This is a genomic window from Microcoleus sp. T3_D1 (assembly GCF_036700405.1).
Classification (GTDB): Bacteria; Cyanobacteriota; Cyanobacteriia; order Cyanobacteriales; family Microcoleaceae; genus Microcoleus.
On record NZ_JAUBOV010000076.1, the window covers coordinates 21,893 to 38,276 of the forward strand.

Here is a 16,384-nt window from a genome sequence, read left to right on the forward strand (position 1 = left end):
CTTTAGTGGAACAGGCATCTTGCCTGTGCAATTTTTCGGTCTTAGCAACGGGCAAGATGCCCGTTCCACAAAATATTGAAACTTTAGTGGAACAGGCATCTTGCCTGTTCAATTTTTCGGTCTTAGCAACGGGCAAGATGCCCGTTCCACACAACATTGGAACTCTAGTGGAACAGGCATCTTGCCTGTTATGGAGAATGAAGCCAGCCAAAAACATTAAACTTTTCCCGTGCGAAAAACTCGACCAATTACCTCTTCAATTGGCGGATCGGTAACAGTCAAATCTATCACGTCCAAGTCCGCCAAAATCTTCGCCACGCTCACCGTCAGCTCTTCCCTTTTCACCAAAAACCGCACCGATTGTCCCTCAATAGATTCTACCTCCCCGTAAGCAAAAGCACTATCTTTTGCCAGCGGCTTAGCTAATTTTACCTGAACTTCCCGATAAGGTGCAAACCTGTCGAGCAATCCGTCCAAACTGCCATCATAAACTAATTGCCCTTCATGGATTAACAAAACGCGCTTGCACAAAGCAGTAATGTCAGCCATGTAATGGCTCGTCAATAGCACCGTTGCTTGATAGCGCTCGTTATATTCTCGCAGAAATTGCCTGACGCTAAACTGTGCGTTTATATCCAAACCTAAAGTCGGTTCATCTAAAAATAATACCTCCGGCTGGTGCAGCAGCGCCGCCATCAATTCAGCTTTCATGCGTTCGCCTAAAGAAAGCTTTCGTACCGGCTGATTTAACTTGCCTTCTAGTGACAGCATCTCTGTCAATTCTCCGACTCGCCGCCGATAATCTGCATCGGGAATGCCGTAGACAGCGGCATTGATTCGCAGAGAGTCAAGCACAGGTAAATCCCAAATTAACTGCTGTTTCTGCCCCATTACTAAGGTGATTTTTTGCAGAAAATCTGCTTCGCGACGGAAAGGAGTACGATCGCACACTCTCACCGTACCCGCCGACGGATAAATCAAACCCGTCAGCATTTTCAGCGTAGTAGTTTTGCCCGCACCGTTAGCGCCGAGAAACCCCACCACTTCCCCAGGTTCAATACTGAAAGAAACGCCCTCAACTGCTTTGATATTGCGGTAAGTGCGACTAAAAAAGTGTCGCACTGTTCCTTTAAGCCCCGGTTCTTTAATCGCTACCGGATAAACTTTGCTCAAGTCTTCAACTAAGATAATTGGCATCGGCTCAAATTTTAACTTTTATTTTAATCTAGGGTATTTCCATCAGGCTTGTGCCAAGATGGAGCGATCGAGCTGTCTAGTAGGGTGCGCCAGCGATTGCTCGATCGCGAGTCAGGAAGTAACTGTGTTCTGGCGCACCCTACTAAGCTGTAGAATATTGCACAATATCCATGCTCACATCGCACAAAGTTTACAACTATGGTACTCACACCAGATAATTCAGGCATCTCTCGTTTGGTAGGAGACAATTCTCCTGAAAATATTACACTTGCACCAGGACAACTTGCTAGTTTTGCTGGGGGACTTTGGATGGTGGGCGGCAATGATACTGTCAGGGGTTCGTCAGATGCAGAACGGATTTTCGGCAACGATGGTAAAGACAGTCTGTTAGGCGGTGTCGGCAATGATTCTATTTACGCGGGCAAAGATGATGACGATGTTTTGGGAGAAACTGGCGACGATTTCTTGACAGGAGATAGAAATAGCGATTTCCTTGATGGGGGTGCGGGAAATGATTTGTTGCGCGGAGGACAAGGTGTTGATTTGTTAGTTGGCGGAGACGGTAATGATACTTTAATTGGCGACAGAGATGTGGATATTTACCAAGGTGGTGGGGGGAGCGATGTATTTGTTTTTAGAGTCGATCAAGCGGGCATCCGAGTAGTTGGAATTGAAGTTCCTGACGCGGCAATTGTGGATTTTGATAAGTCTAGCGATTCGATTGGAATTAGTGTGGCATTTACCAGCAGCAATATCTCTTTGGAACAGGTAACTTATAGCTTGAACGATCCGAGACTGCTGCTGATCAATCCTGCAACTATAGCGGGGGGAACGAGTTTGTTAGCCAAGGGTGGCATCTCGCAGCGAAGTCTAGATCCCGATGGCAACGGCCGTGTGGAAGCTACTAATATTAGATTCGGTGTTACTAATGCTTTGTTGGGTACTGTGTTGAATGTGACCCCAGCCGATTTAAACGGTCGTTTTATTAATGCTAGTTCTTTGCTTTAATTCGTTGCTTATATATCTCTAGTAGGGTGCCCTAGGCGCACCTTACCCATTACGCATTATCTAAGGAATGAGAATTAAATAACTTAGAATTTTGATGGTTCTTGTGGGATGGGCGTCCCGCCCGTCCAGAAAGGGCGGGCGGGACGCCCAACCCACTTTCAAGAGTGTAAATTATTTAATTCGCGATCCTAACTCACCGTCAAAACTGCGCGATAGCGCACTTGATTGTCGCGGACTTTCTGAATTGCTTCATTCGCTTGCGCCATCGCAAAAACTTCGACAATCGGCTCAATCTCAAACTTCTCTGCAATTGCCAGCATTTCATTAATCATAGCGCGACCGCCGATGAGAGAAGTCATAATTCGGCGTTGCTTCATCAGCAGCGGAAATAACGGAATGCTCAAAGGTGCGTCGGGAACTCCCACAAAAGCCAGCGCACCGTTAGAATCGAGAAAATCAATGTACGGAGCCCAATCTAAAGCAGCAGGAACTGTACTCAACAAAATATCTAATTTGCTGCTGGGGGCTTGAGGAATTTCGCCTTTTCCTACTACAATAGCTTCGTCCGCCCCCATTTTATGTGCAAATTCTGCCTTATCTTCGGAAGTAGTAAAAACTGTAACGCGGTTGCCTAATTTTTTCGCAAATTGCACCGCCATGTGTCCCAAACCGCCGATGCCGAGAATTCCAATTTCTTGCCCAGAACTCATCCCCGCATTTCGCAAACCGGCGTAAACCGTAATTCCGCCGCACAACAGCGGCCCCGCTACGTTGGAATCGATGCCTTTGGGAATAGGAAAAGCAAAGCGGGAATCTACCATCAAATAATCGGCAAAACCGCCCGGCCCTGTAACAATTAATCCCTGGTTTTCATCGCAGAGATTTTCGTTACCGCGCAAGCAGTCGCGGCACTGCAAACAAGACGACCTTTGCCAGCCGACACCAACGCGATCGCCCACTTTTAAATGAGTCACTTGCGGCCCTATTTCTGCCACTTCTCCGATAACTTCGTGGCCCGGAACGAGGGGATATTTTGATTGACCCCAGTCATTGTCAATCATGTGCAAGTCAGAGTGACAAATGCCGCAGGCTAAAACTTTGATAATACATTCATGTACTTTTGGAGGGGCGACATCGAATTTGTATTCTTCAAGCAATCCGCCTGTTTTTGTAACTGCAAGTGCTTTGATTTGCATGGTGTATGTCCTGGTTTGTTTGCCATTATTATAGTGTTCGGGCGGCTTTCACAGTCTCTTTCTTTAGTTGTATATATTCCGGTGAACATATCCCTAGGACTGATGCGCGTTACTAATAATTTGTCTGGTGCTTGTGGCGCACCTTACCAATTACCAATAATTACCAATTACCAATAAGTCTCACAACTTGCCCTTTTCCATTGCCCACTGCATCAAACCGGGAAACAACCGATAAGCTTCCGACGCTACAAAAGCAGGGCCGACGGTAACTTCTGCACGCTGATTTTTCACAGCATCCCAGATAGCTTTAGCAATATCTTCTGGGTGAGTTGCCCACTCAGATTTCAGCATTTTGCTCATTTGCTGACGGCGCAATTCGACTGCGGGTTCGTCTCGATCGCGAAATTGAGCTCTTTCTAAAAAATCGCTGTTAATCAGGCCCGGATGCACGGCGCAAACGTGAATACCTTGAGGCGCTAATTCCAATCGCAAAGTTTCTGTTAAACCGGTTACTGCATATTTGCTGGCACAATAAGCAGTCATTTGAGGCAAAGGCATTTTGCCACCAATGGAACCAACATTGACTATTGTCCCGGTTTTTCGTTGCAAAAAATGTGGCAACATTTCTTGAATTGTGTTAACGCAGCCCCAAAAATTGGTATTCATTAATTGCTGCCAGTCTTCCGAGGTAGTGTGCTCGATCGCCCCCGTGAGACAAATGCCAGCATTGTTAACTAAAACATCGATGTTGCCGCAGGCATCTAGGGCTTTTTGGACGATCTCCCCCACTTGGTGAATGTCGCCGACATCCCCCGGAATAGCTACAGCCCAAGTGCCTTCTCGCTGCACTTGAGCCGCTGCTGCTGCCAATCTCTCTGGCTGGCGAGCTACCATAACTACATCGTAACCTTTACTTGCAAATAAAATTGCTGTTGCTTTGCCGCTTCCTTGAGAAGCGCCTGTAATCAAAACTGTAGGAGCCATAGATAGTTCTAAATTGTAAGTGGAGAAATCGTTCCCGGCGGTATTGAAACTATAACAGAGGTAATCTAATTTTAGGCACGCTCTACATTAATATTTCTTGAGTATAGCAATTTTCTGTGATTTGCGATGAGGCTTTTTTAAACTCACATCTTGCACCATTCTCAAGAACGGGCTCTCCGGCCCGTTCCACAAAAGATAAATTTTCTTGTGGAACAGGCCGGAAAGCCTGTTCATAAAAGCCTTATTGAGAATGGTGCAACATCTCAGTTTTAACGAACCGCGAAGGCGCGTTAGGCGAAGCCGCGCGTAAGCGCTAGGACACGAAGGAAGAGAGAAGAGGAGAGGAGAAGAAGAGAAGAGAAATTATTCATAATTTGTGCGAAAATTGCTTTGTAAATTTTCCCAATGCCCAATGCCCAATGCCTAAAAAATGAATCTTCCGAAACAAGCACCTAATTGGTCGATCGCCCTAGTGTTAATTATCGGCGTTTTAGCCGTCTCAACTTCCTCAATCTTAATTCGGCTGGCTAACTTTTCAGCAGGGGCGGGCGGTTTGGGTTTCAGTCTGGTACTCGCGGCCTCTCGTCTGACTTTATCTGCTTTAATTCTGCTTCCGGCTTGGCGGAAAATTCAGTGGAACGCCCTGCAACCGGGAGCTCGGCGCTATGCTGCTACTGCGGGTTTGTGTCTCGCCCTGCATTTTGCCCTCTGGATAACCTCACTTTCTTATACTTCGATCGCCGCCTCGACTGCCCTCGTCACCACTAATCCTGTCTGGGTAGCGCTTTTGTCGCGTTTCTGGTTCGGCGAAAAACTCAGCAAAATGTCGATCGCTGGCATTACTATAGCCCTGACTGGGGGAATGGCGATCGCTGGTGGGAGTGCGGGCGCAGCTAATGCCGGCAGCAGCCAACTGCTAGGCGATTTCCTTGCTCTGGCTGGTTCCTGGGCTGTCAGCTTGTATTTGCTGCTGGGGCGGGAAGCTCAGCGGCGGGGACTGGGAATTGGTGGCTATATCGCGATCGCCTATACTGTTGCTGCGATCGTCCTGCTGCCTCTCCCCTTCGCCTTCGGCACTACTTATACTAATTACCCCGACATTGTATATTTTTATATTTTGTTAACGGCCGCTGTGCCTCAGTTAGTCGGCCACACTATTTTGAACTGGGCTGTAATGCAGATTTCCCCAACTCTGGTAACTCTTGCCATCTTGTTTGAACCGGTGGCGGCGAGTTGGTTGGGTTATTTGCTGTTTGGGGAAATGCCGGGGCCGGCGGTACTCGCAGGTGCTGCGGTGCTGCTGTTGGGGGTAGCAACCGCTACCGTCGGAGCAAAAAAAATTACTGTCAACACTTAAGAGTTAACAGTTTTCGACATTGCCACTACAGTTGCCGTGAGTCAGAATAAAACAAATTAGGGCTTAAAAACCCCAATAACTCATCAGTTAAATATCAGTTCCAAACTATCAAATGTCTGAGTAATGACTAATGACTAATGACTAATGACTAATGACTAATAATACTCGGCTGCCTTTCGGAGAATAAAATTATGCTGCCAGAACAACTACAGCGGATCATCGGCTACTTTATCGAAGAAGCCACAGAACAGAGCCAAATTATCGAACAAGGCTTGCAGGACCTGCAAAACACCGTGGCAGCTCCCCAAAGAATACACCAGCTCATCCGAGCCTCGCACTCGATTAAAGGGAGAGCAGCTATGCTCGGATTTAGCAGCATTCAGCGCATTGCTCATCGGTTGGAGGATTATTTAAAGCTGCTGAGAGAATGTCCGATCGCCATTGATAGCAGGCTACAATCGCTCTTAACCGAAGTTTTTGATATTTTAGCAGCCCTCGTGTCCAAGGTTTCTAAGGGTTTTGGGCTCAACCACGAAGACGCAAGCCAAATGCTCTCCCTCGCCGAACCGGTTTTTGACGAACTCGACGCTTACCTGAGAGTGCGAATTCCCACTCGCCTGACTCTGAGAGCTACTACGGACGAACATATTCACGTTTTCTCCGGTTACTGCACCTCCCTGAGCGAATTTTCCTCGGCTATCGCTTCGCGCGTCGGTTTGCTCGGAGGCACTATTACCCGCCACGAGCAGGATAGCCAGGGCATACGCCTTTGTGTTGACATTTACCTGCCGCCTTACACCAGGATCGAAAACATCCGCCAAGGTGTCGAACTATCCGGTGCTATTATCGGGAATGTTCAGACGCAGCGCGACTTTTCGCTGCTGGCGAATGCGGATTATCCGGTTTACCAAAGTGCGATCGAACCTCCCGCAATTTGCATCGGATGCCGCTACTATTACGGCAGAAGCGACGGCGGCTACCTGCTCAACTGCACGATCCATCCCCGCGGCCCGGAAACAGAAGATTGTCGCGATCGCGAACCGGAATAACCCCTGAAAACTCAGCCCTCGGAAGCACGATTTGCCTCCCGAAAAACTCTTCTGAAACCAATATTTTCCCTGAAACTTTTCACATTACCCCCTGCCAAATTCTTTTTGAGTTGCTAGATAACTATATCTGTCTCTCTTAGACAACTAAATCCTTCTTCCTTCTGAAAGCTCCCCTAACAACTGATACCGCAACTCGAATTAATTGCATCATGCTTGCAGGATGAGCGATCGCCCAGACATTGATTGTCAGACAAGTGATTGCCATAACTAGCAAGATGTATGTCGGAGGCATTACTACCCCGATCGCGAACCAGGTAAAAACGTGAAATATCATTGCTGTAGCCCAAAGGGTGGCCACAACCACAGACGCCCAAATTTGCATTCGAGGTCGGTTTAGTCCTGTCAAAATCGCTGTCTGCAAAGTAGTCAGCAAGTTGGCCGGAACTAAAAAGGCACAGATAGCTATGCAGTAGGTATAAGAAAACTCGGTAACTGTATTGAAGTCGATCATCAGTCTAATTGTCGGGCCTGTTGGGTATACTTAAAGAGCTTAGCGTGACTTGACTTTCAGATCTTGTCACCCTTACCTTAACTTAATATTTCAGTAAGTAGGCCGCTCTGGAGACGCATTTCTCTCCCCCTTTTCCAGCAGGCAAAATTTTACCACAAATATTAAAGTTTGGGGGAAATTATTAAACATACTTGAAGAATGGCAACAATTGCTATGATAATTAACATAGGGAAGCGATAGTATAGAAGAGCCAAGTCTGTAAAATATCTAGAAGGCTGAGGCGGCTTGAACAGCAACACATACGGCAGGCTGATTTTCGACTCAATCATTTTTGATGCGCTGATTCTCGGATGATGGATTCTCAGTGTCCGTCAAGGGATCGAGCCGTTATGCGATCGAACAATATGAGATTATTATGGAAAAGCCAATTTGCTCTCAAATCTCAAATCAATAGAACCCTCTAGAAATTTTACAGCGGAAGACAAAGAAAATGGATCTACAAATCACAATTCCCGCACTCGAAGAAGTTGACTTGACAAACTGCGACAGAGAACCCATTCACATATCGGGGCATATTCAGCCACACGGGGTGCTACTTGTTGTACGAGAACCTGAACTAGAAATACTGCAAGTCAGTGAAAATACGCAAGATTTGTTAGGAATTGATGCAGAAAGTGCGATCGGTCAAGATTTGAGCTTATTATTCGATAGAGTTCAACTAGAAAAACTCAATGCCTGTTTGCGAAAGGAAAACTTAAAAACAGTCAATCCCATTAAACTCTCTGTCAAAAAAGCGGGTCAATCTTTAGAATTTGACTGCATCCTTCACCGAGTAGAAGGAGTTTTGATGGTAGAGTTAGAATTATCCACCAGCCCAGAAAACCTTTCTGTTTTTAGCTTTTATCATTCAGTAAGAGCCACGGTTAGCAAAATTCAAAGTGCCAAAAATCTCAAAGAATTATGTCAAATAACAGTAGAAGAAGTCAGGAAAATATCGGGATTTGATAGAGTTATGGTCTATCAATTTGACCGCGAAGGCAACGGGGCTGTAATTGCTGAAGACAAAGCAGAAATGCTGAGTCCTTTCTTAGGATTAAACTACCCCAGCTCAGATATTCCCAAACAAGCCAGACAACTGTATGCGTTAAATTGGCTGAGGTTAATCCCCGATATTAATTATCAACCAGTCCCCCTTGTTTCAGGAAACAATGCTCTTACCAACCAGCCCCTAGACCTGAGTTTCAGCGTGTTGAGGAGCGTTTCTCCCATTCACATAGAATACCTGCAAAATATGGGCGTTGCAGCTTCGATGTCAATCTCGTTAATCAAAGACAAAAAACTGTGGGGATTGATTGCTTGCCACAACTATACACCAAAACACCTCAACTATGAATTGCGCGCCGCCTGCGAATTTATCGGGCAAGTAATGTCTTTAGAACTGCAATCAAAAGAAGGAAACGAAGACTACGACTACCAACTACACTTAAAATCTATTCTCACCAAGATTTTTGAAGACATATCCACGTCCGAAAACTTGTCACAAGTGTTAGTTAAATGTCAGCATAATTTGCTAGAAGCAGTCAACGCCCAGGGAGCAGCAATAGTATTTGGAGACAATTGCTATCGAGTCGGGCAAACACCTCAGGGAGAAGCGCTCAAATACTTAACTCAGTGGGTGCAAAATCACCTAAACAAAGAAATATTTTCCACAGACTCGCTGACCAAATGCTATCCAGAAGCTGAGGAATTTAAAGACACTGCCAGCGGGTGTTTGGCCATAGCAATATCCCCGACTCAGAAAATCTACGTTTTGTGGTTTCGCCCGGAAGTAATTAAAACCGTAAATTGGGCGGGCAACCCCAACAAACCAGTTGAAAAAGATGAAGAGGGCAACCCTCGACTTTCTCCTCGGAAATCCTTCGAGCTGTGGAAAGAAAATGTGAGGTACAAATCGTTGCCTTGGAAACAATGCGAAATAGACGCTGCATTGGAACTGAAAAAAGCCATGATTAATATAGTGCTGTGTCAAGTCGATAAACTCGAAAAATTAAATACAGCACTAGAAGCCTCAGTCGCCAGAGAACGGGAAAAAACTGCTAATTTAAAAACAGCGATGTCCGAGCTTAAGCGGGCGCAAACTCAATTGGTGCAAAGCGAAAGAATGTCAAGTTTGGGACAGTTGGTGGCGGCGGTAGCTTATGAAGTCACTAACCCGATTAACTTCATCTACGGCAATCTTAGCTATGCTAATGAATACAGTCAAAAAATGATCGAGTTATTGCAGCTATACGAGCAGCACTATCCGTCGCCTTCGCCAGAAGTTCAAGCACAAATAGAAGCAGTAGAATTAGAGTTTATAGTTGAAGACTTACCCAAGTTGCTGGGCTCAATGAAAGTAGGAGCTAACCGCATCCGCGAGATAGTTCAGTCGCTGCGAAATTTCTCTAGAATTGACGAAGCAGAGATTAAACCAGTTGACATTCACGACGGATTGGACAGCGCTTTGTTGATTTTGAGCAACCGACTCAAACCGAAGCCCGATCGCCCCGCAATTCATCTCATCAAAGAATATGGCTCTCTGCCTTTGGTAGAGTGTTACGCAGTTCAAATCAACCAAGTATTTATGAATGTACTGACAAATGCAATTGATGCTCTCGAAGATGCCTTTGTCAACAATAACTTATCGTCTCACGGCGACGAAGAACAGCCAATTAAGTACGGACAAATTCGGATTGTGACTGAACTTTGTCCCGGAGAAAAAGCCGTAGCAGTTCGGATCAAGGACAACGGTTGGGGCATGGAAGAAAAAGTTTGCCAGAAAATTTTTGAGCCGTTTTTTACCACAAAACAGGTGGGCAAAGGTGCGGGGATAGGTTTGGCGATTAGCCACGAAATTGCGGTAGAACAACACGGTGGCAAATTAACTTGCATTTCCGCCCCCGGAGAGGGAACCGAGTTGATTATTGAGATTCCCTTGAGCCAGACTCCTCCCACACCCATTGTCAAGTGAAAAAAAGTCCGCGCTAGCGAAGCTATCCCGTTCGCGCGCGCCTTCGGGAAGGGTAGGAAATCGCCCAAATTCACAAATCGAAAATTCGATTAACTCCCAGCCGGGAAGTCCCTCGGTATATTTAGAGGGGATTAATCTGAGCGCTGTGCGAAGTACCCCGTTGGGAATTACCGTAGGATGTCCAGAAGCGTCGGGTGTCGCGGACGGAAACCGACAATTAGACATTGCGAGTACCTTGAATTTTGATGTACTTTCTAAACATTAAATCAAAAGAAATGGTACATTAAGGTAGGTCGAAAAAAGGAAGTTAAAAAATGCAACTCACGTACAAATACCGCCTCAAACCCACAAAAGCCCAACTAACAACTATTGTGGCTCATTTAGAACTCTGCCGTCGGCAGTACAACTACCGACTCGGCGAAAGATTTAGGTGGTGGGAAGCCACGAGAACACCTATCAACGCCTGCCCATTGATTGTTTCGATAGTCCCGATTGAGGAAATTTATCAAAATATTCCCTTAACTAGGGTGCAAACTAGGGACGGCAGAAAAAAGGATGAGTCAGGTAATTCTTTGACCAAGAAAGGTGATGTTTTCTGGAACATTGAAGGCGGATATGTACAGTGGCAAACGATACAACTTGCCGACCTAAAAAACACCAAAAAACTATTTCCTGACTACAAAGCGTTGGATTCTCAGGTTTTGCAAGATGTCGTCAACAGAGTTGAAACTTCCTTTTCAAATTTCACCACGCCCGATAAAAACGGCAATCGTAGAGGGCAGCCCAGATTCAAAGGGCTTCACTACTACAATTCTTTCACTTATCCTCAATTAGACAACTTAGATATTATCAAGGATGAACAAAACAGGATTTGTATTAGCCTCGCAAAAATAGGTCAAGTGCCTATGGTTTTCCATCGTCCAATACCAACAAAGTTCAAAGTTAAGACGGGTACAGTTATCAGAGAAGCGGATGGATGGTATATTTCCCTGACGCTAGAAGATAAAACGGTTCCCGTAACGGTTGCAGAAATTCAACCGACTGAAGAAAATACTGTTGGTATCGATCTGGGAATCACTAATTACGTCTATCTTTCCAATGGCGAAAGAGTTGAAAATCCTAGATTTTTGAGGAAGTCGGCCCAGAAATTGGCACGACTTCAAGCGAAGCTAGCTAAAAAAGTCAAGGGTTCTAAGCCTTGGAAGATTATCAAGGACAAGATTTCCAAACTCCACCAGTTCGTAGCTAGAGCTAGATTAGATTTTCAGTTTAAAACTGCACATGAGTTACTTAGCAAGTGTGAAGTTTTAGTTGTTGAAGACTTGATTGTTAAAAATCTAACTAGACGCGCCAAGCCCAAGACTGACATTGAGAATGGCAATTTGGTTTATTTGCCCAACGGTCAGTCAGCTAAGAGCGGTTTGAATAAATCAATGATTGATGCTGCTCACGGGCAATTCGCCAACGTTCTGAAATATGTCGCATGGAAATTGGGTAAAAGCGTTTTGTTTGTTGACCCAAAAGGAACTTCTCAGCATTGCTGGAACTGCCTCAATAAAGTCCCGAAAGAGTTATCGGAGCGCTGGCATTCCTGTCAATGTGGAGAATCATTGGAGCGAGATGAAAACTCAGCTAAACTTATCAGGAAGATTGCATTGAGTTACGAAAGTGGCGGGGGAACTCCGTCACTCAAAAAAGCCTTTGAAAAAAAGGAAAAAGAAGCCTGCGGTCTAACGGTACTCCGTTGACCGTCAGGTTCGTTCACAATACAAAAGCAGCTAAGTAGATTTGAGCCAATTTAGAGGAAGCTATTATGACTGAAAAAAAAACCGCCCAATGGGATGCCGGCCGGTTTCTCAAAACCTTGGCTTATTTCGGCGTCATTCCCTTCATTGGCAGCATTAGCTGGCTGCAACAACTCTTTGGAAGCAGCAGCCAAACTAAAAAAGACCAACCCAAACTAATACTGGTAGCCGGTGCCACCGGCGGCGTCGGGAAGCGAGTTGTCAAGCGGCTGCAACAGCGGGGATATAGAGTGCGAGCCCTCGTCAGAGATACCAAAAGAGCAACAGAAATTCTCGGCAAAAATGTCGAGTTAGTCGAAGGAGATATCACTCTGGCAGAAACCCTAACACCGTTAGTAACCGAGGGCATAGAAGCAGTTATCTGCTGTACCGGCACAAAAGTTCAACCGGTAGAAGGAGACACCCCAACGCGGGAAAAATACTATCAAGGCATCAAATTTTATATGCCGGAAGTTGTCGATGTTCCCGAAATCGTGGAATACAAAGGCCTCAATAATTTAGTGCAAGCTGTTCGCCGCCAGCTAATTCAAGCAGGCGAAAAAATAATTTTTGACTTCACAAAACCCAGCCAAGATTTAAAAGAAACTTGGGGAGCCCTCGACGACATCGTGATGGGCGGCACCAGCGAAAGTTCTATCCGGCTGACAGACAATACAGCTATCTTCACAGGCAATGTTTCTACCGCCAACTCGGGCGGCTTTGCTTCGGTGCGTACCCGCAACTTTGAGACTCCGCTGAATCTCGCAGGATTTAGCGGCCTCCAACTGCGTGTCAAAGGGGACGGCAAGCGCTACAAATTGATTGTTCGCAACGAAGCTAAATGGGATGGAATTGGGTATTGCTATTCGTTTGATACTGTTTACAATATCTGGATTACTGTCACTGTTCCTTTTGATCAATTAATTCCAGTATTCCGCGCCAAAACTGTCAAAGATGGCTCTAAATTTGATGCCAGCACTATTTTTTCTTTTCAGTTAATGTTGAGCAAGTTTGAATATGATGGCGCGCTCAACCCGAAATTTACACCGGGTATTTTTCAACTGGAGTTAGAATATATTAAAGCTGATGGGGGACAGACTTTGCCGCGATTTGTGATGGTGAGTTCGGCAGGAGTTACCCGCCCTGGCCGCCCTGGAATTAACTTGGAAGAAGAACCGCCGGCAGTCAGGATGAATGATATGTTGGGGGGGATTTTGACTTGGAAGTTGAAAGGGGAAGATTGTGTGCGATCGAGCGGCATACCTTATACTGTTGTCAGACCTTGCGCTTTGACTGAAGAACCGGGAGGCAAAGCTTTAATATTTGAGCAAGGAGACAATATTAGGGGCAAAGTCAGTCGCGAAGATATTGCAGAATTGTGCGTGGAGGCTTTGGAACAACCTCAAGCTTGCAAGGTTACTTTTGAGGTGAAAGAGGGGGAAAATGCCAGTTCTCCCGGAGACTGGCAGGCTTTGTTTTCGGGAGTTAAATAATTATTATTTGTAGGGTCGAAGTCTAGATCCCCCCTAACCCCCCTTAATAAGGGGGGGACAAGAAATCTTTTCCACGACTCAGCGCCGGTGCGCCGAATAGCATCCTACAAATGCGAGTTTTATAACTGGTTCCCAGGCCTTGCCTGTTAACGAGTAAAATTACCAATTACCAATTACTATGCCTTTGACTTTTTTGCGACGAAACCTGACTCCTTATTTGTTTTTGCTACCTGCTTTATTTATTTTGAGTTTGACTGTTTTGTGGCCGGCGGTGCAAGCTTTTTATTTGAGTTTTACCAACTACGAATATGATTTGACTCAAATGCCGCAGTGGGTGGGGTTGAAGAATTTTGAGAGGTTGTGGGGCGATCGAGTATTTTGGCAAACTTTGACGAATACGCTGCTATATCTCACCTGTGTTGTGCCTGTATTGGTTGTTCTACCGTTGGGAATGGCGATTTTGTGCAATCAAAAACTTAAGGGGATGAACTGGTTTCGTGCAGCATACTACACGCCAGCGGTGATTTCAATGGTTGTCGCCGGGATTGCTTGGAAGTGGCTGTTTGCTGAGACTGGATTGCTGAATCAGTTGGGGGAATTGTTGGGTTTACCTCCTGTTTCTTGGCTGGCTAATCCGAAGTTAGCAATCTTTAGCGTCATGGCGGTTACTATCTGGAAAGGATTGGGCTATTACATGGTGATTTATTTGGCAGGGCTGCAAGCTATTCCGGCAGAACTTTATGAGGCGGCTGCTATTGATGGTTCTGATGGTTTGGGAAAGCACTGGGATATTACTGTGCCGCTGATGAAGCCTTATTTAGTTTTGGTAGCGGTAATTTCGGCGATTTCTGCTACTAAGGTTTTTGAAGAAGTTTATATTATGACTCAGGGCGGGCCTCGCAATAGTTCTAAGACTGTGGTTTATTATCTTTACGAACGGGCTTTTAAGGATTTGGAAATTGGCTATGCTTGTACGATCGGGCTGGTTTTGTTTTTGCTAATTTTGGGTTTGTCGATTTTGCAAGTTAGCCTTCAGGGTTTGACTCGCAATGATTAAGATGTATTACTGATTAGTAGTGACTGAGATATTGCACCATTCTTATCTCAATAACAGGCAAGATGCCTGTTCCACAATAGATCACATCTCAATAACAGGCAAGATGCCTGTTCCACAATAGATCACATCTCAATAACAGGCAAGATGCCTGTTCCACAATAGATCACATCTCCAGAACAGGCAAGATGCCTGTTCCACAATAGATCACATCTCCAGAACAGGCAAGATGCCTGTTCCACAATACATCACATCTCAAGAACAGGCAAGATGCCTGTTCCACAATAGATCAAATTGCTTGTGGGGTGTCCCGCCCTTCTAATTTCTACTAATTTTAGACTTGAATCTCGAAGTAATGCGATCGCTCACGGTTTTGGGCAGGTCTTATTGGTGAAATCACAGGTATAAATATAGGGTTTCTGCCAGTTCAGAGGAATTTCTAATAAATCTCTGGTTCCGGTCATTCCCTGTCCCAGAAACAGCAGCACAGCGATCGAGTTCAAGATCACATGGATAGTGCGCCAGCGATTTGAGCGGTCTTTGTAAATGTCTTCAATGATGGCAAGGGAAAAAACCATAATTAGCGCAGCGGTGATGCCAATGTAGTAGTGAGACCAATACCATTCATTGGTTCGCCGATAAACGCCATCTTGAGTGCCAAGAATCACCAAACCAGTACCTGTTAGGGTCGCAAATATGCCGCGCCATAAAGCGGGTGTCGCTCGATATAGCATTACCAAAGAGCCGATCGTAGCAACAAACATCAGAATGATGAAAATGACCTGAAACGAGTTTTTGCTCCAAACATCCTTGCTCAAAATATGCTCAAAAATCGGGTAGGCTAGACCCACCAACGTCACTCCTACCACAGAACCTGACAGAATTCGACCTGCTTTGACGTGTTCGGAACCGACTACAGGTGGAATTTTGCTCTTGGTGTCGATCGCAATTTGCTTCCGACGCTGCATAGTTTGCCACGCCATATTCAGAACAACACCAAGCATAGGAAAAACAATCACTACAGCTAAAATAGGATGCAGCAAACCCAGAAAATCTTTAAATTCCATAGAGTTCCTTTTTTGTTGAGGAGGGTTGGCTTCATCAACCCGGTTTTTGCGATACATAATATCATACCCGGCGATCTAAGCACAGTAAGTTTGTAGTCAGGACTAATAGTGATTATTCAGCCGCATAGAGAGGGCTAAAGTCCTGACTACAAACACGCTTTATGAGGGGTAATTCACCGGAGATGTTAAGCAATAAGAAGATATATAGCAATCGTAAATCATTTGCATAATTATTGTAGGGGTAGTGCTACCCCTACAAATTTATCTGAATCATTTAGGATTGCTATAGCAGTTGCCGTTGGGTGAGCTACAGGTTTCTCAATTACGCAATGGAGCAATTACAATTACCTTGTTCTCAGGGAAATTAAAACTGCTGGCGGTAATGTCAGCGCCGGTTAGCCACTAATTCCCTGCATCACTTTGAGCCTATATGTTACTGGCTTTTCAGTATTGAAGAACTCCTAGCGAGAGTGAAATCACTTCTGCGCCGAACTCAACCAAATGACCCGGATAAGTTATAATTTGAAGACCTAATTTGGAACGGTTTAAGCCCTGAAGTTTAGGGAGGCAATCCACTAATTGAACCCACTGCCAAAGCAGGGTAAACGCATCTTAATTTCAACCTAAAACATGATAAGATCAAGTGTTTAGCTAAATCAAGTGCGTAATTGATA

Annotated in this window: 12 protein-coding genes; 7 read left to right on the top strand and 5 right to left on the bottom strand. The window is 45.2% G+C overall.

The features are described from left to right. Positions 1 to 216: 216 nt before the first annotated feature. On the bottom strand, positions 217 to 1,197 hold the full coding sequence (locus QT992_RS26385; RefSeq protein WP_333317004.1) for an ATP-binding cassette domain-containing protein: 981 nt from the start codon (positions 1,195 to 1,197) through the stop codon (positions 217 to 219). Between the two features lie 198 nt (positions 1,198 to 1,395). Between QT992_RS26385 and QT992_RS26390 the strand changes: the two genes are divergently transcribed. After that, positions 1,396 to 2,205 carry a calcium-binding protein gene (locus tag QT992_RS26390; protein ID WP_333341090.1) on the top strand — a complete coding sequence of 270 codons (810 nt, stop codon included), beginning with the start codon at positions 1,396 to 1,398 and terminating at the stop codon, positions 2,203 to 2,205. A gap of 188 nt (positions 2,206 to 2,393) precedes the next feature. Here the strand turns inward: QT992_RS26390 and QT992_RS26395 are convergent, their stop codons facing one another. Next, entirely contained in the window at positions 2,394 to 3,401 is a 1,008-nt protein-coding gene (locus QT992_RS26395; protein WP_333342377.1) for an NAD(P)-dependent alcohol dehydrogenase, read from the bottom strand. Between the two features lie 180 nt (positions 3,402 to 3,581). After that, positions 3,582 to 4,385: an SDR family oxidoreductase gene (locus QT992_RS26400; protein WP_333342379.1), complete on the bottom strand. Its 804-nt coding sequence runs from the start codon at positions 4,383 to 4,385 to the stop codon at positions 3,582 to 3,584. 430 nt (positions 4,386 to 4,815) lie between these two features. Here QT992_RS26400 and QT992_RS26405 point away from each other — a divergent pair, with 430 nt between their 5' ends. Together QT992_RS26405 and QT992_RS26410 are read left to right on the top strand one after the other, a co-directional pair. Further along, positions 4,816 to 5,742 carry a DMT family transporter gene (locus QT992_RS26405; RefSeq protein ID WP_333317012.1) on the top strand — a complete coding sequence of 309 codons (927 nt, stop codon included), beginning with the start codon at positions 4,816 to 4,818 and terminating at the stop codon, positions 5,740 to 5,742. Positions 5,743 to 5,933: 191 nt separating this feature from the next. Continuing rightward, positions 5,934 to 6,791: an Hpt domain-containing protein gene (locus QT992_RS26410; protein ID WP_333317013.1), complete on the top strand. Its 858-nt coding sequence runs from the start codon at positions 5,934 to 5,936 to the stop codon at positions 6,789 to 6,791. 136 nt (positions 6,792 to 6,927) lie between these two features. Here QT992_RS26410 and QT992_RS26415 read toward each other — a convergent pair whose 3' ends face one another. Beyond that, positions 6,928 to 7,302: a hypothetical protein gene (locus QT992_RS26415; RefSeq protein ID WP_333317016.1), complete on the bottom strand. Its 375-nt coding sequence runs from the start codon at positions 7,300 to 7,302 to the stop codon at positions 6,928 to 6,930. Between the two features lie 490 nt (positions 7,303 to 7,792). On the opposite strand from QT992_RS26415, the gene QT992_RS26420 reads away from it, so the two are divergent. From QT992_RS26420 to QT992_RS26435, 4 genes are all read left to right on the top strand, one after another. Further along, positions 7,793 to 10,312, top strand: coding sequence for an ATP-binding protein (locus tag QT992_RS26420; RefSeq protein ID WP_333342382.1), 2,520 nt, complete (start codon positions 7,793 to 7,795; stop codon positions 10,310 to 10,312). A 314-nt stretch (positions 10,313 to 10,626) separates the two neighbouring features. Continuing rightward, on the top strand, positions 10,627 to 12,060 hold the full coding sequence (locus tag QT992_RS26425) for a transposase (protein ID WP_333342384.1): 1,434 nt from the start codon (positions 10,627 to 10,629) through the stop codon (positions 12,058 to 12,060). 65 nt (positions 12,061 to 12,125) lie between these two features. Then, positions 12,126 to 13,589 carry a CIA30 family protein gene (locus tag QT992_RS26430; RefSeq protein WP_333317020.1) on the top strand — a complete coding sequence of 488 codons (1,464 nt, stop codon included), beginning with the start codon at positions 12,126 to 12,128 and terminating at the stop codon, positions 13,587 to 13,589. Between the two features lie 178 nt (positions 13,590 to 13,767). Beyond that, complete coding sequence (locus QT992_RS26435) at positions 13,768 to 14,646, top strand: sugar ABC transporter permease (RefSeq protein ID WP_333317022.1); 879 nt, start codon at positions 13,768 to 13,770, stop codon at positions 14,644 to 14,646. 362 nt (positions 14,647 to 15,008) lie between these two features. On the opposite strand, the gene QT992_RS26440 is transcribed toward QT992_RS26435, so the two are convergent. Next, entirely contained in the window at positions 15,009 to 15,710 is a 702-nt protein-coding gene (locus QT992_RS26440) for a DUF4079 domain-containing protein (RefSeq protein ID WP_333317032.1), read from the bottom strand. Between the last annotated feature and the right edge of the window lie 674 nt (positions 15,711 to 16,384).